Source organism: Bacillus cereus, assembly GCF_002577405.1.
Taxonomy (GTDB): Bacteria; Bacillota; Bacilli; order Bacillales; family Bacillaceae_G; genus Bacillus_A; species Bacillus_A cereus_AU.
In genome coordinates this window covers 96,608-118,541 of the sequence record NZ_NULR01000023.1, presented here as the reverse complement: position 1 = coordinate 118,541, position 21,934 = coordinate 96,608, and the positions used below count along the sequence as shown (strand labels likewise).

Here is a 21,934-nt window from a genome sequence, read left to right as displayed (position 1 = left end):
TATCTCGAAATCGAGATTTGTTTTGAAATTTTTCTCACTGTAATTTTTTTAGTAATTGTAGTAATTGATTTTGTTCTTCTATATTCAAATTTTGAAACTGCTCCGCTTGGAACGTTTCTTGAGGCGGTACGATTTCCCCGTATAAAGCTCGTCCCTTTTCTGTTAGCGAAATATATTTCGTAGTACCTTCTTGTTCGCGATGAATCCACTCCAGCTGCTCCATTTTATTTAAAAGCTGCGTGACATTTCCTTTCGTAACAAATAGCTTATTTCCAAGCTCTTGTTGTGTTAAACGATCATGTCCTCCAACTTGAGCTAGTACATCAAACTGAGCGGCAGATACATTCCATTCTTTCAAATGCTGATTCGTCTCACGAATACTTTTATTATAAAAACGTGATAAACGAAACCATAATAGTAATCCTAGTCTATCTTCTGCTTTCATTCCATCACCTCGCTCATTTTATACTATTAGTTTAGAACTAAACTTGATAAAGGTCAACTACTTATTTTTCATTAGCAACAAATAAAAGCACAGTGTTTTTTCTCCACTATGCTTCAGATTAACTTTCTATTTTTATATTCATCTAGCTTCCTCTCCGCGAAATGCCTCGCATCTTTCTCAATCCATCTTTCTTCGTATAGTTCATTTCCAACATATAGTACATCGTCCTTATGCTGCATCGCATGCCTGAATTCATGCAGTAGCGTTTTGAGCACTTGTTCATACTCTTCCCACATACAAATGAAAATTAATTGTTTTTCTTTATGATAAAAACCACCTACCGGGAATAAAAACTCCTCTTCTTCTTCTCCTAATGATAAAAGTACAGTATTCGCATCACACGTATCACAAAAAACAACTGGTGTTGCACTTACTTCAATAAGAGAAAACAAATCATTTCTTAACTTTTTGACATCCCAAGGAAGCTCCGAATCCAACACATACCAATTCTCCACCTGTTGATATACATTTTGAAACTGGAGTTCCATTTCTCTATAATCCCCTTTCCAAACTCCCTTTTCCTATATGTATGCCACAATATGTAAAATATTAAACATATCCTTCTCTAACAAATAACAACTAGTTATTAATTTCCCATAAAAAAGGAATCTATTTAACTATAGATTCCTTCACAATAAGACTTTATATAAAATCTGACCTTACACGTCAATTGTTTAAAATTTAGCTAGTCTTCGTATCCCACTTAAATATTTTATTTAAAAATTTATATATATTCTTTGACTCTTTCGTAAGAAGAGGACCCAAAATAGATAGTATAAGCACATATAGCGCTGAGAATGGTTTTAGTACTGACATTAAACCACCCGCTATTCCGATATTGGCCATAATAATAGAGAACTCTCCTCTTGAAACAATTGTTAGACCGATATTTGTCGAAGCTTTATGAGATAATCCAGCCTGTCTTCCTGCAATCATCCCTGCTACGAAGTTACCGATTATAGTAAGAAGGACAGCACCTAACGTTAACCAAATCGCTCCGCCTAATAAGAATGGATCGATACTTAATCCGAAACTGAAGAAGAAAATGGCTCCAAAGAAATCTCTAAACGGAACAACAAGATGTTCAATTCGGTCACTATGCTCTGTCTCAGAGAAAACTAACCCTAAAAGAAGTGCTCCGATTGCTTCTGCAACGTGAATTGTTTCCGAGAAACCTGCAATAAAGAATAAGGAAGCAAATACTACAATAATAAAAATTTCATCTGAACTAATATTGAGCAATTTATTTAATAACGGAGTAGCCTTTCTAGCTACTACAAAGAATAGAAGCATATATCCTAAAGCGATTCCAATTGAAGTGAGAGCACCTAAGAAGGAAGCGTGATCCCCAAGAACTAAGCCAGAAACGACTGATAAATATACAGCTAGGAATATATCTTCAAACATAATAATTCCTAAAATTAGTTCGGTTTCATTATTACCAGTTCTTCTTAAATCAACTAATACTTTTGCAACGATAGCACTAGAAGAAATCGTAATAATACCCGCGATAATTAAGATTTCTAGCAAAGGGAATCCCATTAAAAATCCGTATAATAATCCAAGTGAAAAGTTAATTAAAATATAAATCGTTCCGCCAATCGCAATAGAACGTCCTGATTTAATTAGTTTTTTCATTGAAAATTCTAGTCCTAGATAAAAAAGAAGGAACAGAACGCCGATTCTTCCTAGAAAGGATATTACACTTTCACTCTCTATAAACCTGAGATCGATTACACCTAGTATCGGAGCATGCGGTCCTACTAACATGCCAAGAATGATTAGAAAAGGAATTACTGAGAATTTAAACCTTCCAGCGATTACTGCCGCAATTGCTACTAAAACTAAAGCTGTACCAACTTCAAAAATTAACGTATCCATCTAGTCAGTCCCCCTATTCGAAAGTAACTCATTAATAATTTTTTTAATTTCTTCTCTCTCACCTGAAACTACAAGCATATCGCCTTCTTCAATTACCGTTTCTGGACCTGGATTAAATAGCTTTTTCATATTCTTTTTCATAACAGCTATTATCGTTACGCTATATGTTTTTCTTATTTCAAGATCACCAATTGTTTTTCCGATTGCTGGAGCTGCATTCTCCACTTTGAACCACTCAATCGCTAAACCTTCAAAGACCATCTCAACATTTTCTAATGCTCTAGGCTTATATACCATTCCACCTAATATCGCTGCAATTTGTCTTGCCTCTGAGTCACGCAATGAAATACTAGAAATACTTTCTTCATGGTCTGAATCAAAATGATACATTTCTCTACGGCCATCATCATGAATGACGATCACCATTTTTTCGTTACCTTTCGTAACAATTTGAAACTTATAACCAATACCTGGAAGTTCACTTTCTCTAATATTCATGTTTAGCTCCTCCTTAACGTTTTTTTATTTAAATTTTCTGTTTTTCTGTCTTTTGTTCATCCAATCAATTTTAGAAATTCTAGCCATTCAGAATACCTGTCATTTGGAAATCTTTTATTGTAATAATAAATGCCCCCTAAACAGATACTTGAAGATGTATGGTAACAATAAATTACTCCTCATTTTCAAACTTTCAAGACTTACTTCCAACAGAGATTCTTCTTTCACTTTATCCCTTCTTTCTCACTTGAAATTTTGTTTTTCAAAATGTTAATAATTCTAAAAACAATTACCATGTAACTTAATCATAACACAAAACATATTTAAGTAACATAATTTTTTAGAAAAATTGATTCTAGTATATTTTTTGCATATAATTTTCTTATTACGAAAAAAAAGGAAGTGTATTATATGGTTGATATCTTTAGCAGATTCCTTGAGGTAACGAATAATATTTTATGGTCATATATTCTTATTGCAATGCTAATCGGCTTTGGTCTTTATTTCTCTTTTAAATTAAAATTTGTCCAAATTACTCATTTCGGTGAGATGGTCAGTTTAATTAGTAAAGGATTTAATCGAAAAGAAAAGAAAAAAGATAGCGTCTCCCCATTCCAAGCATTTTGCTTAAGCGCAGCAGCTCGTATTGGCATCGGAAACTTAGCTGGTGTAGCTTTAGCCATTTCAATGGGCGGACCTGGTGCAATATTTTGGATGTGGTTTATCGCAATTATCGGTGCAGCTACTAGTTTTGTAGAATGTACACTTGCACAAATTTATAAAGTGAAAGATGGAAGCAGGTTCCGTGGTGGCCCAGCATATTACATGGAAAAAGGATTAAACAAACGTTGGATGGGCGTTTGGTTCTCACTTCTTATTACAGTTACGTACGGATTAATCTTCAATTCAGTTCAAGCAAATACAGTAACAATAGCGTTTGAAAATGCTTTTGGACTAGAGCGAACGATCGTAGGAGCTCTATTAGCTGTATTAGTTGCAGTTATTATTTTTGGCGGTATTAAAAGCATTTCACGTATTACAGAAATGATTGTTCCTCCAATGGCAATCGTTTATATTGGTGTGGCTGTTTTTGTTGTTATTAAAAACTTCGATATGTTACCAAGCATTTTTATGGAAATATTCAACAGTGCATTCGGTCTAGACCAAGCCATCGCTGGTGGTATTGGTGCAGCAATCAAGTTCGGAATTCAGCGCGGTTTATTCGCAACAGAAGCAGGTATGGGTAGCTCTCCTAACGCAGCCGCAACATCAGATGTATCTCACCCTGCAAAACAAGGACTTGTTCAAGCATTAGGTGTTTTCGTAGATACATTCTTAGTATGTACATCAACAGCATTTATCGTATTATGTTCTGGACTTTACAAAGGATCTAATTTACAAGGAATTGAATTAACACAACAAGCATTAAGTTCACAAATTGGATCGTGGGCCAGCACTTTCTTAGCGATTATCATCTTCCTATTTGCTTTCAGTTCCCTACTAGGAAACTACTATTATGGTGAAACAAATATCGCATTCATTAAAGAAAGCAAAACATGGTTAATGATTTATCGCGTTGCAGTTGTCGGAATGGTGTTCTTCGGATCAATTGCTGCCCTTCAAACTGTTTGGAGTTTAGCTGATTTATTCATGGGACTAATGGTATTTACAAACTTAATTGCCATCTCATTCCTTAGCAAATTCGCCTACGCAGCATTAGCAGACTATATAAAGCAAAAGAAACAAGGAAAAGATCCTGTTTTCGTTGCAAGTTCTATCCCTGGCTTAAAGAATACAGAGTGCTGGGATGTACAGGATGTAGAAGAAAAGAAACAGGCTGTGTAATAATTAAAAGTGGAAGCGGCTCGCTTAGAACAGAAACTGAATATCAAACAAAATCCCTATTACTTCACAGTAATAGGGATTTTTATTTACAACATTTCATAATTTGTTCAAATTAATTCCAGCAAAAGGGTTGATTTATACAAATTACTAGATTATAATAATTATAAATTAGTAATCGATATAACATAACAACTCAAAGGGAGATTGATCATAATGAATAAACAAGTAATCGAAGTATTAAACAAACAAGTAGCAGACTGGAGCGTTTTATTTACAAAACTACACAACTTCCATTGGTACGTAAAAGGACCTCAATTCTTCACATTACACGAGAAATTTGAAGAACTTTACACAGAATCAGCTACTCACATCGATGAAATTGCAGAACGTATTTTAGCAATTGGCGGCAAACCAGTAGCAACAATGAAAGAATACCTAGAAATATCTTCTATTCAAGAAGCAGCTTACGGAGAAACTGCAGAAGGGATGGTCGAAGCAATCATGAAAGACTATGAAATGATGCTAGTCGAACTGAAAAAAGGCATGGAAATCGCTCAAAATTCTGATGACGAAATGACATCTGACCTACTACTAGGCATCTACACAGAACTAGAAAAACATGTTTGGATGCTACGTGCGTTCTTGAATCAATAATAGACTTAAATGCGGAAGCGGCTCGTTCAGAGTCGCAGGGCATTGGAGCTCTCGACCTTGAAGCGCTTTTTGCTTCGAGCGAGAGAGCGAAATGACCGGAGATTCTAGCCGCTGGAGCTGGATATCATTAAATGCGGAAGCGGCTTGTTCAGAACAGGAGGGTGTTGGAACTCCTGATTACGAGGCGCTTTTTGCCTCGAATGAAGGAGTGAAACAACCGACTGTTCTAGCCGCTGGAGCTGGATATTACTTAAAAGCGGAAGCGGCTTGTTCAGAGTCGCTTTTTTCTATTGGGTGTTCCCATGTAACGGTACATGAAATTATATTAACGATTTTTCAAATATATCGATCATAACTCGCAATATATCAACGATTTTTTCATTATATCGATCACAACTCACAATATATCAACGATTCGACAAAGAATATCGATTTACCAACAAAATACGACAATATTAGCACTCCTCTCTCCTACTTTTATCAATATATTACAATCCCTTTTATGTTAAAATATAGGAAACACCCTTTAGTAATTAGATCCAAAAAGCTTTTCCAAATTCATCATTTACTACTTAAATGGCGGGAGTGGTTCAGTTGAAAGACTACTTAATTAGAGCATTTTTTGCGTTAATAACAGTTGGGATTGTCTTACTTATAGCTACTATTTTCAATATACGTGTCGAGGTTAAAGACTATGCTTTCCTCGTTGTTGTAGCAATTGGTGGCGGCTGGGGTGGCTGGTACCTGTATAAAAAACAAACTAATAAAAGTGATAAAGGCATTCCAAAGTAATATGGAATGCCTTCCTTGTTATTTCCGTCTATAGTAAATAATGAAATTTAGACCACTGATCACACCAATCCCAATAAACATATTAAAAGACTGCACATCGCCACCTAGATTATACTCATCAACAATAAATCCAGACATAAACAGTGTTATCGCCGAAACACCGATACATATAACCGAAATAAACCAAAGCGAAAATTCATTAATTAGCTCTTTTTTCTGTCTTAAAACGATTAGCATAACAAGAACAGATGCTGCTAAAACACATTTAAAAACAGGACGTAAATACACAAACTCCTCCATCTATTTCTCCTTTTCTGAAAAACATTATATCTCAACGTTAACATATTTAACCAAATTAAAAACACATGCCATTTTCAATTAAAATGACACGTGTTTCCAAAAATCTCTATAAAATTGTATTATGATAGCTGCTTCCACTTCGTTCCTAAAACAGGACGCTCGTAATTTTGTATTTTATGAATTAATTCATCTGCCGTCTCAGCTGCAACAATTAACTCTTTATTTGATGGATTCATAAATCCTTCTTCTGCTGCGCGTTCAACCATTTGCAAAATAGGTCCGTAAAAATCTTTTATATTTAATAAACCAACCGGCTTATTATGTATACCAATTTGTGACCAACATACAACTTCAAATAGTTCTTCAAATGTTCCATATCCGCCTGGTAGTGCAATGAAAGCATCCGCAAGCTCTGCCATTTTTGCTTTACGCTCATGCATCGTTTCTACTTCAATTAATTCCGTTAGTCCTGTATGAACGATTTCACCACGGAATAAACCGCGCGGCATAACACCTGTCACACGCCCGCCTAAACGAAGAACCTCGTTTGCTACTTCTCCCATTAATCCAACGCATGAACCACCGTATACGAGCTCATAGTCGTTCTCAACAAACATTTTTCCTAATTCAATTGCTTGCTCTTTAAACTCTGGTCTCTCCCCTAAATTTGAACCTGCAAACACACAAATCTTTCTCATTCCTACACCCCGAAACTATATATTGTTATGATACAATTGACATTGTACAACATATTGAGGAGATGAGGAAGAAATGGATATCGTTGCATTTCAAAGATGGGTAGAGGAATTTTATGAAAAACGAAGCTGGTCACAGTATAACTCCTTTATTCGCTTAAATTTCTTAACTGAGGAAGTTGGGGAAGTTTCACGCGTTGTTCGCGCAATTGAAATCGGCCGTAATCGCCCAGATGAAGATGCGAAAACAGAAGAAGAGCTAAAACAAGAACTAAAAGAAGAACTTGGTGATGTACTATCTAATCTTGTTGTTCTTTCACAAAAATATGATTTAGACTTGCGGGACATTATGGAAGCACACGTCACAAAGCTTTCGAAAAGGTTCGAAACATCTAAATGAGAACATTATCAATTGTGATATAATATTCTTGTCACAATAATAAGGGGGATTTTATGTTATCTAAAAAATTGCACGACGCACTAAACGATCAAATGAACTTTGAATTTTACTCTGCCCACGCTTATATGGCAATGGCTGCCTACTGTACAGCCGAGAGCTACGATGGATTCGCTAACTTTTTCCTTGTACAAGCTGAAGAAGAGCGTTTCCACGCAATGAAACTTTACAACTACATTAATGACCGCGGCGAGCGCGCTATTATTACTGGATTTAATAATCCTAACAACGAATACGAATCTGTACTAAATGCTTTTGAAGTCGCACTTGAACACGAGCGTGAAGTAACGAAGCGTATTTATAACTTATCTGATATCGCTTGGGATGAACGTGAACACGCAACAATTACATTTTTAAAATGGTTCGTTGACGAGCAAGTAGAAGAAGAAGCTTCATTTGATAGCATCATCCAAAAATTAAAACGTATTACAAACGATTCAAATGCACTATTTATGCTAGATGCTGAATTAGAGAAACGTACATTTACGCCTCCAGCTGAATAATAAAAAAGCAATGAGCCTACGCTCATTGCTTTTCTTAATTTATTAAAGCATAACCCCAACGATAATCGCTGATAATATACTTACTAACGTTGCACCGTATACAAGTTTTAGTCCGAATGATGATACAACGTTTGCTTGTTTGCCATCGATACTCTTCGTTGCACCTGCGATAATTCCGATAGATGAGAAGTTCGCAAATGATACAAGGAAGATTGATAAAATACCTACTGTACGAGTTGATAACTCACCAGCTACTTTACCTAAATCAAGCATTGCAACGAATTCGTTCGTTACTAATTTTGTTGCCATAATTTGTCCTGCTTGTAGCATCTCTGATGTTGGAATACCCATTATGAATGCTAATGGTGAGAAAACGTAACCTAAAATGCTTTGGAATGTGATTCCGAAAATAGAATCGAATACACCGTTAATTGCTGTAATTAATGCTACGAAACCGATTAACATCGCCGCTACTGTTACAGCGATAGAGAAACCAAGCATAATATATTCGCCTAACATTTCAAAGAATGTTTGTTTCTTATCTTCTTGTAATTCTAAAATATCGTCTTCTTCTTTTACGTCATATGGATTAATAATATGAACGATAATGAATCCACTGAATAAGTTTAGTACAAGTGCTGTTACTACATATTTTGGATCAATCATTTTCATATAAGAACCGACGATTGACATCGATACTGTTGACATTGATGATGCACAAAGTGTGTATAAACGATTTTTCGGTAATTTGCTTAGTTGATCTTTTACTGTAATAAATACTTCCCCTTGACCAACAATTGCAGCTGCTACTGCATTATATGATTCTAGTTTTCCTAAACCGTTAACTTTACTTAATAGGAAACCGACTGCACGAATGATAATCGGTAAAATTTTAATGTGTTGCAGGATCCCGATTAATACCGCTAAGAAAATAATCGGTAATAATACTGTTAAGAAGAATGGTGCTTGTCCATCGTTTGCTAGACCACCAAATACGAAATTAACCCCAGCTTCCGCAAATTTTAAAATAGCGCCAAATCCATCTGCAATTCCTTTAACTAATACAAATCCGATTTTTGTATTTAGTAAGAAATACGCGAGTACCAATTGAATGACAAGCATAAGTGCAATTGGTTTATATTTAATTTTCTTACGATCTGAACTTATAAGGAAACCTAGTACAAATACTACAAGTAAACCGACTAGAAACATTACTATTTTCATATGTGAATCCTCCACTTCTCCCACGAGTTATTAGTCATCTAACGAATGACGTCTGACCATTGTTGTTAAAAAAATTTAAAACCCCTAAATACTATTCAACTGTTATCTAAAATCAGTAAGCGTTTACATAAATTGCAATTTATAAAAGGTAGCCTCTTCTCTCCTACCATATTTGAAAGTCTGAAATTGATACCACCTACAAATCAAATTGTAAGCGTTATCTAATCGAAATGCAATATAAATTTTAAAAGATTTTCATATGTTAATATATTCCTAACTAATTGGTTTTTTCATGTAAATTTACCATAAAAAAATAGCCCTAGCTTTGAGCTAGGACCATCCCTTTTTATAACATAACACCAACGATAATCGCTGATAATATACTTACTAATGTAGCTCCGTATACAAGGCGTAGACCGAATGATGATACAACATTTGATTGATTTTCATCGATCCCTTTCGTTGCACCTGCGATAATTCCGATAGATGAGAAGTTCGCAAATGATACAAGGAATACAGAAAGAATACCGACTGTACGAGCTGATAAATCACCAGCTACTTTTCCTAGATCAAGCATCGCAACGAACTCGTTTGATACTAATTTCGTTGCCATAATTTGTCCCGCTGTTACCATCTCTGATTGCGGGATACCCATTACGAATGCTAATGGTGAGAAAATGTATCCTAAAATAGCTTGGAATGTAATACCGAACATTGAATCAAACAAGCTATTGATTGCTGTAATTAATGCTACGAAACCAAGTAACATTGCTGCTACCGTAATTGCAATCGTGAAACCAAGCATAATATATTCGCTCAGCATTTCAAAGAATGATTGCTTCTTCTTATTTTCTAACTGCAGTGTATCTTCTTCTTCTGTAATATCGTACGGGTTAATAATATGAATGATAATGAAACCACTAAATAAATTTAATACAAGTGCTGTTACTACATATTTCGGTTCGATCATTTTCATATAAGAACCGACGATTGACATCGATACTGTCGACATGGAAGATGCACATAATGTATATAAACGGTGTTTTGGGATTTTACTTAATTGATCTTTTACTGTAATAAATACTTCTGCTTGTCCAACAATTGCAGCTGCTACTGCGTTATATGATTCTAGTTTTCCTAGACCATTTACTTTGCTTAACAAAGTACCAATAGCACGAATAAATATCGGTAAGATTTTAAAGTGTTGCAGAATTCCAATTAGAACAGCAAAGAATACGATTGGTAATAAAGCTGTTAAGAAGAATGAAACTTCTCCTTTATTGACAAGACCACCAAATACGAAAACGATTCCAGATTCCGCATATCCAAGAAGCGCTCCAAATCCATCTGAAATTCCTTTTACTAAAATATAACCAATTGGCGTATTTAATAAGAAATACGTTAACGCTAGCTGAATAACAAGCATAATTGCGATTGGTTTATACTTAATCTTCTTTCGATCAGAACTTATAAGAAAACCGAGTGCGAATACAACGAGTAATCCTACAAGAAACATAACAAACTTCATGAATAAAATCCTCCATTTAACTCTTCATTAACGTTGAACGTCTGACCATTCAAAACAAGAAATAATCCGAACTTTCCATTTCTCCTCTAAAACCTTCAATTGGATATAAAAATTCATATAATCTCTTGTCCCAAAGGCATTTTCCATTCTAACATAAATCCCAATTCATATCCTCCCTTTTCTAAAAAAAATTACATTTTATTATAAAACGCTCATGAATGTTCGTCTTTTTCATTATGTAATAAAAAAATGAGCATCAAGTTTCACTTGATGCTCACCTCATTATACAGCTTTTTCTTTATCCGCTACTACTGGCTTATCCCAGCACTCTGTATTGTTCAAACCTGGAATAGAATCCGCATAAAAGACTGGATCTTTTCCTTGTTTCTTTTGCTTTACGTAATCTGATAATGCCGCGAAAGCATACTTAGAAAGGAATACAATTGCTACTAAATTAATAACAGCCATAATACCCATGAATAGATCTGCTAAGTCCCAAACAATTTGAATTGTTGCTACAGACCCTAACATAACCATACCAAGTACAGCAATTCGATAAGCATTTAATAAAACTTTACTTCCATTTAAGAATTCAATATTTGTCTCACCATAGTAGTAGTTACCTACTAATGAACTGAATGCAAACAAGAAGATTGCAACTGCTACAAATATAGATGCCCACGGTCCAATGTGTTGACTTAACGCTTGTTGCGTTAATTGAATTCCATTTAAATCAGCTGCACCAGGTACATCAGATAATAAAATGATGAATGCTGTACAACTACAAATTAATAATGTATCTGTAAATACCCCTAAAGTTTGAATGAAACCTTGTTTAACTGGGTGCGTTACGTTTGCAGTCGCTGCTGCGTTCGGCGCACTACCCATACCAGCTTCATTTGAGAATAATCCACGTTTTACTCCTAGTAAAATCGCAGCTCCTAATCCCCCACCAACTACTTCTTTAATTCCGAAAGCATGTAAGAAAATCTCTTTAAATACATGCGGAATTGCCGTAATGTTTGTTACAACAACGAATAATGCGACTGCTACATATATAATTGCCATTACTGGAACGATCATTTCAACTGCACGTGCAATTCGCTTAACCCCACCAAAAATAATGATTGCAAGTAAACCAGCCATAACAACACCAACAAGTCTGCCATCTGTTTTAAATGCCTCATCAAAGGCTGCCGCTACAGTATTTGATTGCACAGCATTAAAAATCAATCCGAAACTAACTGTTATTAAAATAGAGAAAACAACACCTAACCAGCGTTTCTTTAAACCCTTTTCCATATAATACGCTGGGCCCCCACGGAATGTATTCCCATCTTTTACTTTATAAATTTGCGCTAACGTGCTCTCTACAAATGCAGAAGCACCCCCAATTACCGCGATTAACCACATCCAAAATACAGCTCCAGGTCCTCCCATAGAAATTGCAATAGCTACACCAGCTAAGTTACCAGTACCTACACGAGAAGCTGTACTCATACAAAATGCTTGGAATGATGATACACCACTTTTTTCTTTTTGCGCTTTTCTTGTCTTTGAACTCGCCCCATCCCCAAGTAAGCGAATCATTTCACCGAAGTAACGAATTTGGACAAATTTCACACGAAATGAAAAGTAAAGTCCTAACCCAATTAACATCGCAATAATGATATATGACCAAAGGACATTATTTATATCCCCAATTATATTAGTTAAAAAATCCATAATTGTATTGCCCCCTATTCCTTACAATAAGAAAATTATATTCTAAAAACTTTTAGCAATCAAGAATTTTCGACAAAAATGTAAGGTTTTTTAACACAACTATGTAAGGATTCCTAACACGAGCGCTTTTTACATCTTTTATTACAACAAAAAACGAGCATCGAATTCATCTCGATGCTCGCCTTTTTATTACACTGCTTTTTCTTTATCCGCTACCACTGGCTTATCCCAACACTCTGTGTTTGTTAAGCCAGGGATAGAGTCTGCGCTGAAAACTGGGTCTTTCCCTTGTTTCTTTTGTTTCACATAGTCTGCCAACGCAGCATACGCAAATCGGCCAAGAAGCGTAATCGCAATTAAGTTTGTAATTACCATTAGCCCCATAAATAAGTCTGCCATATTCCACACAACTTGAAGTGTAGCAACAGAACCGAATAATACCATTGCCACTACCGCAATACGGTAAATTGTTAACCAAGTTTTACTTTGTTTAATAAATTCAATATTCGTTTCACCATAATAGTAGTTTCCTAGTAAGGAACTGAAAGCAAATAAGAAAATGATGATCGCTAAAAAGCTACTTGCCCACGAACCGATCTGTGAACTTAACGCTACTTGTGTTAATTCAATACCTTCTAAATTTGTTGCTTTATATGCACCAGAACATAGTACGATAAACGCTGTTGATGTACATACTAAAAATGTATCTACTAAAACACCGATTGTTTGAATAAACCCTTGTTTTGCCGGATGCGTTACGTCCGCAGTTGCTGCCGCGTTTGGCGCACTACCCATACCTGCTTCGTTCGCAAATAATCCGCGCTGAATACCATATTTCATCGCAGCACCAATACCGCCACCTACAGCTGAATCTAAACCGAATGCACCTTTAAAGATTTCTGTAAACATATCCGGTATTAAATAATAATTTTTAATAACAACGAAAATAGCCACTGCAATATAAAGAAGTGCCATTGGCGGAACGATCATTTCTGACATACGCGCAATACTTTTTACACCACCAAAAATAATAACTGCAACTAATACAGCTAATACGATTCCAACAACATAACGCTCAATACCAAATGCATTTTCAAATGCTAATGTAACTGTATTCGCTTGTACTGAGTTGAAAATTAAACCGTAACTAATTGTGATTAGAATAGAGAACCAAATCCCCATCCAACGTTTATTTAAACCTTTTTCCATATAATAAGCAGGACCACCACGGAAGCCACTACCATCTTTTATTTTATAAATTTGCGCAAGCGTACTTTCTACGAAACTTGAAGACGCCCCGATAATTGCAATAACCCACATCCAAAATACAGCTCCAGGTCCTCCCATAGAAATAGCTAGCGCTACACCAGCTAAGTTCCCGATTCCAATACGAGCTGCTGAACTCATACAAAACGCTTGGAAAGAAGATACACTACCCTTTTTACGCGTCTTACCAGTTAATCCATCACTCATTAATCGAACCATTTCCCCTAAATGAGTAATTTGTACGAATTTTAATTTAATAGAAAAATAAAGACCTAAACCAATTAACATTGCAATAAGAATATATGACCAAAGAATTGTATTCGTTGATGAAACGAATTGATCTAAAATATTCATACAATTAACCCCCTCCTTTTATTCATAAAACGAATTATATTTAAAAAATACTTAAAAATCAACATCTTTCGACAACTTCCGACTTCCAAATATTAGAGGTTCTATGACTCCTCCTTTCAACAAATAAACATACTAAAACAAAAAATAATTTCATAAACAGCACCATTGACAAAATCCTAATAGTGTAACTATAATTGTTACATCAAGTTGTAACAAATGCAATTACAATTCATTCGTTTTCAGATATACACTTTAACAAAATACTTTGGAGGGATTCATTATGAAAATCGGAATTATCGGAGCAAGTGGCAAAGCAGGAAGTCGTATTTTAAAAGAAGCATTAGATCGTGGACATGAAGTAACTGCAATCGTAAGAGATGCTACAAAAATTACAGAAGAACATGTAAAAGTTTTAGAAAAAGATGTATTCTCTCTTACATCTAACGACCTAGGAGCATTTGATGTAGTTGTAAATGCATTCGGCGCTCCAGCAGGACAAGAACACCTTCATGTAGATGCAGGAAATGTACTAATTGAAGCTATGAAAGGTGCACCTAATACGAAATTACTTGTAGTCGGCGGCGCTGGTAGCTTATTTGTAGACGAAGAGAAAACAACACGTGTATTTGATACACCAGGATTCCCAAATGAATACCTTGCAACTGCGCAAAACCAAGGTAAAAACTTAGAAATTCTAAAGCAAACAAACGATATCACTTGGACATTCATCAGCCCTTCTGCACTATTCGCATTAGGAAAACGCACTGGCTCTTATACAGCTGGAAAAGACAATCTTCTTGTTAACTCAAAAGGTGATAGCTACGTAAGTTACGAAGACTTCGCAGTAGCAGCACTTGATGAAATCGAAACTCCAAAACACGTAAACGAACGCTTCACAGTAGTTTCAGAAGCTGAATAATAAAAAAAGCTCGTAAAACATAATGTTTTACGAGCTTTTTATTATTTCACTTGTTCTAAACCATTTGGAGTAATCTTGAAGGAAATCTCTTTAAATTTCTTCGCACTTCCTTTTCCAAGTAACTCACCATTTTTATACCAACTTAAACGATCAGATTCTGCATGATATACCTTCACTACATCCCCATACTGGAATGAAGTACCATTTACTTGCTCTGCAAAATTCTTTGAAGTTTCTTGCCCCTCTGCCGTTACATGTTTTTTCTCTTTTCCTTCTCCATCATATAACGTAATTCCCATATATAGTTCATTGTTAAAGTAGCTATGAATTTGTTCATTTGTATATGTTACATGCAATTTCTTTTCGTCATGATTAAACGTTACAATCGAACGAATACTATTACTTAGCCCCTGATATACTAAACTATCTCCATATGTTACTTCTACTGGAACTTCTGTCACTTTCTTATTTCCAAAACGGTCTTTCGTTTCTACTTTTGCTGTTTGTTTACCGATTTTTGATGTATCTGGTTTTTCTACAAAACCGATTACTTCTCCATCTTTCACTTGAACAAAGTCTTTCGCTTCTAATTTTTCAGCATCTGTTCCAATTACTACTTCTTGCGGTACCACTGTTACTTCTTGCTGTGCTTCCATCCATATCATAATTTTTCTAATATAATTTAAACCTTCACATAAAAAAGCACTGGCACATGCCAATGCTTTTTCTTTATCTCTTTTGATTCGGTTTATGTGGTTCATTTGGTGTATAGGGTTTATTTGGTTTATTATCATGACCATTTGCCTTTTTCCAGCTTACAGCTAATTCTGGACTTGTTTTCTCTTCACTACGCTCTAATAATACGACCGCATTTTGAATCGTTGGTGTTCCTTTATGGGCAATCCCTTGTAATTTCGTTAAATTGCCTGATACTTTAAAGCTAAATCCACCCGCTGGCGTTTGTTTCGGGATTAAAATACGGAACTTCTCTTCTACATTAAATTCTGTTTTTGCCTCGCCTTTTTCATTTACGAACTTCGCGCCCTGTGGTGCACCAGTTGCTTGTACTTTATACGTTCCACTTTTCGCGTTTGTTTCTACTGTATATAAACCAGTTTCAAAAAACTCATCTTTTAATACCGCTTCTTGTTCTTCTGTAGGAGTTACGCTCATCGTAATTTCTTGTATTTCCTCACTAGCACTTGCTTTTGCAACTATATCTTTCGTTACTTTTTCTACATTTTTATTACGGAAATCTAAATCATTAATATCAATTTGTTTTAATGCATTCCACACCGCAAGCTGCGTTGCATAATGTGCATCTCTCCAGTCAGAAACCCCTAATTCTTGTGGGCTCTTTTGTGGGTATCCGTTTAATAGTACGCGATACACGTTAATGTCCACTTTACCCATTTCAGGTAAGTCTTGGCCGCTTGGCGATTTCAAATCTACATTTAAGCAAAAGGCGATTTTTCCATCTGCCGTTTTAATAAGCTCTGTTCGAATTGGTTTCTTCTTTGACCTACTGTAACTCCAATCCATTTGATACTTTGTATGATCCATAACTTCTGCGAATGCTTTTTGAAGTGGGAATAATAAGTTCGCAAATACAAATAAAACACTCAAAAAAGCGGCCATTAGCTTGAACGATCGTTTTATATTCATGTCTACAACCCCTTATAAAATAACAAATTTAATACTGTTTATTATTTAGTTAGAACATTTTTTTATGCATAGACAAAATAAAAAAGAGTGCAAACTTTTTTGCACTCTTTTTACTTTCCTCTATTAGAAATCAAAGTTATCCGGATCTGGACCGACGCGGTGGTTTTCATTTAAAGCATCAATTTTTTCCATATCTTCTTTTGTTAATTCGAAGTTAAATATATCCGCATTTGCAACAATACGTTGTTCTTTCGTTGATTTTGGAATCGTCACAACTCCATTTTGTAGATCCCAGCGTAAAATAACTTGCGCTGTTGTTTTTTCGTGTTTGTCTGCAATTTCTTGTAATGTTTCATTATCTAATAACTGACCTTGCATAAGCGGTGACCATGCTTCCATTTGAATACCTTGTTCTTTACAGAAAGCTTGTAGTTCCTTTTGTGTCAAACGCGGATGATACTCAACTTGATTAATCATCGGTTTAATTTCTGCATCTTCCAATACATCTTGCAGGTGATGAATTTGGAAATTACTTACGCCAATTGCACGTACGCGCTTTTCTTTATAAAGTGTTTCTAACGCTCTCCATGTATCTTTATATTTTCCTTCTACAGGCCAATGAACAAGATATAAATCTAAATAATCTAGCTCTAATTTTTTTAAGCTCTCTTCATATGCAGCAAGTGTCGTTTCATATCCTTGATCCGCATTCCACACTTTTGAAGTAATAAATAAATCTTCGCGAGAAATTCCAGCTTCTTTTATACCTGCGCGAATTCCTTCACCTACCGCTTTTTCATTTCCGTAAATTGCAGCTGTATCGATGCTGCGGTATCCTGCTTTAATAGCCGATTTTACAGCCTCTACAAGTTCCGGTCCATCTTCTACTTTAAATACACCTAAACCGAACCAAGGCATTTCTACACCGTTATGCAATGTTGTTGTACTTTGTAAGTTTTTCATTTTATTCTCTCTCCTTTTATTTCACTTGATCTCTTTTTTCTAATGCCATGCTCCACGCCGTTAAAATAACAGCACCCGCTACCATAATGCCACCTACCCAAGCTGTATGAAGTAACCCTAACGAGTTCGTTACAATACCGCCTAAATAAGCACCGAGAGCGATTCCAGCGTTAAATGCTGCAATATTCATTGCTGATGCTACATCGACAGCACTCGGTACGAATCGTTCAGCTAATATAACGACATATACTTGTAATCCAGGAACATTCATAAATGCGAATAGTCCCATGAAAATAATCGTAATGAGCCCCACTACTTTAAATGGTGCTGTAAATGTTAGCACGAACAATACAATTGCTTGAATGAAAAACATATAAAATAACGCTCGAATTGGATTATGATTTGATAACTTACCGCCAATCATATTCCCAATTGCAATTGCAACCCCGTACACTAACAAAATGATTGTAACTGTACTTGCTTTAAATCCGGTTACTTCTTGTAATAGCGGTGATAAATACGTAAATGTTACGAATGTCCCCCCGTACCCCAATGCAGTAATAACGAAAACAAGTAATAACCTTCCGTTCGTAATCAATTTGAATTGATCGCGAAATGATACGGATGTACCTTTTTTCAAATTAGACGGGACTAATATACTATTTGCAATTAGAGCAACAATTCCAATTGCAACAATTACCATAAAGGAAGCTCTCCAGCCAAATTGCTGACCAATAAAAGTTCCAATCGGTACACCTGTAATCGTCGCAACCGTTAAACCAGTAAACATAAAAGCAATTGCGCTAGCTCGTTTATTCTCTGGTACAAGTGCGGCTGCAATTGTGGATCCGATTGACATAAAAACGCCATGTGCAAAAGCAGATACAACCCTCGCGATAAGTAAAACAGTGAAACTTGTTGCCATAGCTGCAATTCCATTACCGATAATGAAAATAATCATAATCCACATTAATAACGTCTTTCGCGACATACTAGCTGTTAACGACGTTAACACTGGGGCACCAAACGCTACTCCTAGCGCATATAAAGAAACGGTTAAACCCGCTGTTGTAACAGAAACATGTAAATCTTCCGAAATAGATGGTAATAAACCAACGCTAATAAATTCAGTCGTTCCTATTCCAAATGCACTAATCGCTAGTGCTAACAAAGCGAACATACTCCTTCTATTTGTCTCTGTTGCTGAAGAAGCTACTGCATATGAACTCAATTGAATTCCTCCTTATTACAAGAAATCCAATCATAATAGTGCGATAAAAAGGCCTTTTTATCTTCTAAAAAATATATTTAATCTCTACAAATGCTATTATGAATGGTTTCATTCCTTTTTGAAAGAACGCACTTTAAAGTACGATAGGCACCAAAAAGTAACATAGGTACTTTTTAGTGCCGTACTACTCATTTGCTTCTTACTTATGCTATTATGAAACATATTCAACATGATAAAAAGTACGTACTTTAAAGTGCTATAGGTACTAAAAAGTAACATTTACACTATTTAGCTTCTTTCGTTGAAAAATTGAAATCCATATTCATCAAAGGAGATTTTATATGAAAAAATACAATATTCCTGTAGAGGCCACTTTAGAGGTTATCGGTGGAAAATGGAAAGTCGTTATTCTTTGCCACTTACAGAAAGGGACTAAGAGAACGAGTGAACTAAAACGTTTAATGCCTGGTATTACGCAAAAAATGTTAACTCAGCAATTACGCGAGTTAGAAGTAGACGGGGTTATTCAAAGGAAAGTATACAATCAAGTACCACCAAAAGTAGAGTATTCTCTTACTGGCTACGGATGGTCTTTAGAAGCCATTCTTGATTCTCTTTGTACTTGGGGCGAATGCCACCTTGAAAAAAGCGGTAACACATCGATGCTCATTACAGAAGCTGAATGATAGGAAAAAAGGAAAAAAAGAACAGTAATTTGTTCATTTTTTCCTTTTTTTCTTTATATATATGTACATTTCTAACTCAAACAAAATATTTTATGCGCTTTCATGCCTTGTCAGCACTAGGTTACACGCTTAATATCAAATAATTAGGAATCATTTTTATGTTAACATAGGTGTATATAGTATATAATATAGGATATATATTATATACACTTTCCGGTAACGGAGCTTTTCCATTATGCGGACAAGCCATGTATCGGACAGTTCATAAATAATAGGTAAGACGTTATGGTTTTAGATTTATGTTTGCAGCTTACTTGCTGTCATAAATTTAAAGGCATTTTATTGTGCTTTGTGAAACTTTGTATAAAGTTTCGTAAACGATTACTATCTTACTTATCAAAAATAAGAGTATTGCTATCGTAAAGGAGAATTGGAGATGCCAGAAACTATGACTCAAACAAAGCCAGAACAAGAAACTGTACAAATTTCTGCTAGCCAAGGACAACTTGATGTACTTGATCAGTTGTTAAAACCTGAGGTACAAGAATCATTAACAACACTAGTGGAACAGCTTCCAAAATTAACTGAGCTTGTTAACATTTTAACTAAGTCTTATGACTTCGCTCAAACTGTTGCTACTGATGAAGTATTAAAAAGCGACACTGTTGGTGCAATCACAGAGCTTGTAGAACCTGTAAAAGATACAGTGAAAAGCGTGGCTGCAACTGCAATCGAAGCAAAAGATCGTGCTGACGAAAGCACTGAAGTTATCGGCTTATTCGGTCTATTAAAATTACTAAAAGATCCACAAGCACAAAAAATGTTCCGCTTTGTGAACGCATACCTTCAAATTAGTGCAGAACGTAACAATAAATAATTTAACTTATAACAACAATTAGTAAAGACGGGGGATATCATACTATGTCAAAACAAATTGTCATCTTAGGCGCTGGTTATGGCGGTCTTCTTGCCGCTTTAAACGTACGTAAATATTACAGCAAATCAGAAGCACAAGTTACAGTGATTAACCAATACCCAACGCACCAAATCATCACTGAACTACACCGCCTTGCAGCTGGTAACGTTGCTGAGCAAGCAATTGCAATGCCACTTACAAAGCTTTTCAAAGGTAAAGACATCGATCTTAAAATTGCAACAGTTGAGTCATTCTCAGTTGATAGCAAAGAAATCAAACTAGCTGGTGGCACTACTTTATCTTACGATGCACTTGTAGTTGCTTTAGGAAGTAAAACTGCTTACTTCGGTATTCCAGGACTAGAAGAAAACAGCATGGTATTAAAATCTGCTGCTGATGCAAACAAAATCTACAAACACGTTGAAGACCGTATTCGTGAATACGCGAAAACGAAAAACGAAGCTGATGCTACAATCGTAATCGGTGGTGGCGGATTAACTGGCGTTGAGCTAGTTGGTGAGCTTGCTGACATTATGCCTAAACTTGCAAAAAGCCACGGCGTAAATCCAAAAGAAGTTAAACTTCTTCTTGTTGAAGCAGGTCCAAAAATCCTTCCAGTATTACCAGACCACTTAATCGAACGTGCAACTACTAGCTTAGAAGCACGCGGCGTTACATTCTTAACTGGTCTTCCTGTAACAAACGTTGCTGGCAATGAAATCGACTTAAAAGACGGTCAAAAACTTGTTGCTAACACATTCGTTTGGACAGGCGGCGTACAAGGTAACCCATTAATCGGTGAATCAGGTCTTGAAGTAAACCGTGGCCGTGCAACAGTTGATGCACACCTACAATCTACTTCTCACAAAGACGTATTCGTTGCTGGAGACAGCGCTGTTGTCTTCGCTCCAGACGGACGTCCATACCCACCAACTGCACAGATCGCTTGGCAAATGGGTGAGTTAATTGGATACAACTTATACGCAGCACTAGAAGGCAAAGCATTCGAAGAGTTCGCACCTGTAAACTCTGGAACACTTGCTAGTCTAGGACGTAAAGATGCTGTTGCTACAATCGGAGCAAGCAATACTCCACTTAAAGGCTTACCAGCATCATTAATGAAAGAAGCAAGTAACGTTCGTTACTTATCACACATTAAAGGTCTATTCAGCTTAGCTTACTAATCTGAATATAAGCCCGAATCATGCCCTGCATGGTTCGGGCTATTTTTTATCCGTAATTTTCTCTAACTTATTTATTCGGCAGAAGAATAATATAATCCTCTATAATTATCAAAATATACTGACTCTTTTTTAGTAGAAGCTGT

The 21,934-nt window shown here is 35.8% G+C and carries 23 protein-coding genes and 1 pseudogene; 10 read left to right on the top strand and 14 right to left on the bottom strand.

Annotated features, from left to right (window positions below):
- Positions 1-34: 34 nt before the first annotated feature.
- The 4 genes from COC96_RS24135 to COC96_RS24120 form a co-directional block, all read right to left on the bottom strand.
- Complete coding sequence (locus COC96_RS24135) at positions 35-445, bottom strand: MarR family winged helix-turn-helix transcriptional regulator (RefSeq protein WP_098268322.1); 411 nt, start codon at positions 443-445, stop codon at positions 35-37.
- A gap of 113 nt (positions 446-558) precedes the next feature.
- Complete coding sequence (locus tag COC96_RS24130; RefSeq protein ID WP_098769539.1) at positions 559-993, bottom strand: DUF3920 family protein; 435 nt, start codon at positions 991-993, stop codon at positions 559-561.
- A 193-nt stretch (positions 994-1,186) separates the two neighbouring features.
- The gene (locus tag COC96_RS24125) at positions 1,187-2,386 is read right to left on the bottom strand and encodes a cation:proton antiporter (protein WP_098769538.1); all 1,200 of its coding nucleotides are present in this window, start codon (positions 2,384-2,386) and stop codon (positions 1,187-1,189) included.
- Complete coding sequence (locus tag COC96_RS24120) at positions 2,387-2,884, bottom strand: cation:proton antiporter regulatory subunit (protein ID WP_001026069.1); 498 nt, start codon at positions 2,882-2,884, stop codon at positions 2,387-2,389. It abuts the gene before it with no gap.
- Positions 2,885-3,295: 411 nt separating this feature from the next.
- Between COC96_RS24120 and COC96_RS24110 the strand changes: the two genes are divergently transcribed.
- The 4 genes from COC96_RS24110 (at position 3,296) to COC96_RS24090 (ending at position 6,175) form a co-directional block, all read left to right on the top strand.
- Positions 3,296-4,729, top strand: coding sequence for an alanine/glycine:cation symporter family protein (locus COC96_RS24110; RefSeq protein WP_098268319.1), 1,434 nt, complete (start codon positions 3,296-3,298; stop codon positions 4,727-4,729).
- A gap of 213 nt (positions 4,730-4,942) precedes the next feature.
- Positions 4,943-5,383 (top strand): Dps family protein, encoded by a 441-nt coding sequence (locus tag COC96_RS24105; protein ID WP_098769537.1) that lies wholly within the window; start codon positions 4,943-4,945, stop codon positions 5,381-5,383.
- 91 nt (positions 5,384-5,474) lie between these two features.
- Positions 5,475-5,738, top strand: a complete 264-nt coding sequence (locus tag COC96_RS24100) for a hypothetical protein (RefSeq protein WP_142340036.1) — start codon at positions 5,475-5,477, stop codon at positions 5,736-5,738.
- Positions 5,739-5,977: 239 nt separating this feature from the next.
- Positions 5,978-6,175: a hypothetical protein gene (locus COC96_RS24090; RefSeq protein ID WP_097904203.1), complete on the top strand. Its 198-nt coding sequence runs from the start codon at positions 5,978-5,980 to the stop codon at positions 6,173-6,175.
- A gap of 18 nt (positions 6,176-6,193) precedes the next feature.
- Here COC96_RS24090 and COC96_RS24085 read toward each other — a convergent pair whose 3' ends face one another.
- A complete protein-coding gene (locus tag COC96_RS24085) occupies positions 6,194-6,475 on the bottom strand; it encodes a hypothetical protein (protein ID WP_098357664.1) in 282 nt (93 codons plus the stop codon).
- 119 nt (positions 6,476-6,594) lie between these two features.
- On the bottom strand, positions 6,595-7,158 hold the full coding sequence (locus tag COC96_RS24080) for a TIGR00730 family Rossman fold protein (protein ID WP_179884717.1): 564 nt from the start codon (positions 7,156-7,158) through the stop codon (positions 6,595-6,597).
- Between the two features lie 88 nt (positions 7,159-7,246).
- Here COC96_RS24080 and COC96_RS24075 point away from each other — a divergent pair, with 88 nt between their 5' ends.
- Together COC96_RS24075 and COC96_RS24070 are read left to right on the top strand one after the other, a co-directional pair.
- Positions 7,247-7,570 carry a MazG nucleotide pyrophosphohydrolase domain-containing protein gene (locus tag COC96_RS24075; protein WP_097904200.1) on the top strand — a complete coding sequence of 108 codons (324 nt, stop codon included), beginning with the start codon at positions 7,247-7,249 and terminating at the stop codon, positions 7,568-7,570.
- A gap of 53 nt (positions 7,571-7,623) precedes the next feature.
- A complete protein-coding gene (locus COC96_RS24070) occupies positions 7,624-8,130 on the top strand; it encodes a ferritin (protein ID WP_098268315.1) in 507 nt (168 codons plus the stop codon).
- A 42-nt stretch (positions 8,131-8,172) separates the two neighbouring features.
- Here COC96_RS24070 and COC96_RS24065 read toward each other — a convergent pair whose 3' ends face one another.
- From COC96_RS24065 to COC96_RS24050, 4 genes are all read right to left on the bottom strand, one after another.
- Positions 8,173-9,354, bottom strand: coding sequence for a NupC/NupG family nucleoside CNT transporter (locus tag COC96_RS24065; protein WP_088232068.1), 1,182 nt, complete (start codon positions 9,352-9,354; stop codon positions 8,173-8,175).
- Positions 9,355-9,700: 346 nt separating this feature from the next.
- The gene (locus COC96_RS24060; protein WP_098268314.1) at positions 9,701-10,882 is read right to left on the bottom strand and encodes a NupC/NupG family nucleoside CNT transporter; all 1,182 of its coding nucleotides are present in this window, start codon (positions 10,880-10,882) and stop codon (positions 9,701-9,703) included.
- A gap of 282 nt (positions 10,883-11,164) precedes the next feature.
- Positions 11,165-12,607, bottom strand: coding sequence for an alanine/glycine:cation symporter family protein (locus COC96_RS24055; RefSeq protein ID WP_098268313.1), 1,443 nt, complete (start codon positions 12,605-12,607; stop codon positions 11,165-11,167).
- Positions 12,608-12,796: 189 nt separating this feature from the next.
- Positions 12,797-14,227 (bottom strand): alanine/glycine:cation symporter family protein, encoded by a 1,431-nt coding sequence (locus COC96_RS24050; protein ID WP_098268312.1) that lies wholly within the window; start codon positions 14,225-14,227, stop codon positions 12,797-12,799.
- A 280-nt stretch (positions 14,228-14,507) separates the two neighbouring features.
- Here COC96_RS24050 and COC96_RS24045 point away from each other — a divergent pair, with 280 nt between their 5' ends.
- The gene (locus tag COC96_RS24045) at positions 14,508-15,146 is read left to right on the top strand and encodes an NAD(P)-dependent oxidoreductase (protein ID WP_098769535.1); all 639 of its coding nucleotides are present in this window, start codon (positions 14,508-14,510) and stop codon (positions 15,144-15,146) included.
- A 41-nt stretch (positions 15,147-15,187) separates the two neighbouring features.
- On the opposite strand, the pseudogene COC96_RS24040 reads toward COC96_RS24045, so the two are convergent.
- The 4 genes and pseudogenes from COC96_RS24040 to COC96_RS24025 all read right to left on the bottom strand — a co-directional run.
- Positions 15,188-15,802: pseudogene (locus COC96_RS24040) on the bottom strand (putative mucin/carbohydrate-binding domain-containing protein); the annotation flags it as partial.
- Positions 15,803-15,875: 73 nt separating this feature from the next.
- On the bottom strand, positions 15,876-16,811 hold the full coding sequence (locus tag COC96_RS24035; protein WP_098769533.1) for a thioester domain-containing protein: 936 nt from the start codon (positions 16,809-16,811) through the stop codon (positions 15,876-15,878).
- A 123-nt stretch (positions 16,812-16,934) separates the two neighbouring features.
- Positions 16,935-17,774 (bottom strand): aldo/keto reductase, encoded by an 840-nt coding sequence (locus tag COC96_RS24030; protein ID WP_098769532.1) that lies wholly within the window; start codon positions 17,772-17,774, stop codon positions 16,935-16,937.
- Between the two features lie 16 nt (positions 17,775-17,790).
- Positions 17,791-18,954, bottom strand: a complete 1,164-nt coding sequence (locus COC96_RS24025) for an MFS transporter (protein WP_176538781.1) — start codon at positions 18,952-18,954, stop codon at positions 17,791-17,793.
- Positions 18,955-19,346: 392 nt separating this feature from the next.
- Between COC96_RS24025 and COC96_RS24015 the strand changes: the two genes are divergently transcribed.
- The 3 genes from COC96_RS24015 to COC96_RS24005 all read left to right on the top strand — a co-directional run bounded on the left by COC96_RS24015 (position 19,347) and on the right by COC96_RS24005 (position 21,791).
- A complete protein-coding gene (locus tag COC96_RS24015; RefSeq protein ID WP_098268306.1) occupies positions 19,347-19,691 on the top strand; it encodes a winged helix-turn-helix transcriptional regulator in 345 nt (114 codons plus the stop codon).
- 436 nt (positions 19,692-20,127) lie between these two features.
- Complete coding sequence (locus COC96_RS24010; RefSeq protein WP_098268305.1) at positions 20,128-20,568, top strand: DUF1641 domain-containing protein; 441 nt, start codon at positions 20,128-20,130, stop codon at positions 20,566-20,568.
- A 44-nt stretch (positions 20,569-20,612) separates the two neighbouring features.
- Complete coding sequence (locus COC96_RS24005) at positions 20,613-21,791, top strand: NAD(P)/FAD-dependent oxidoreductase (protein WP_097904186.1); 1,179 nt, start codon at positions 20,613-20,615, stop codon at positions 21,789-21,791.
- Positions 21,792-21,934 lie beyond the last annotated feature (143 nt).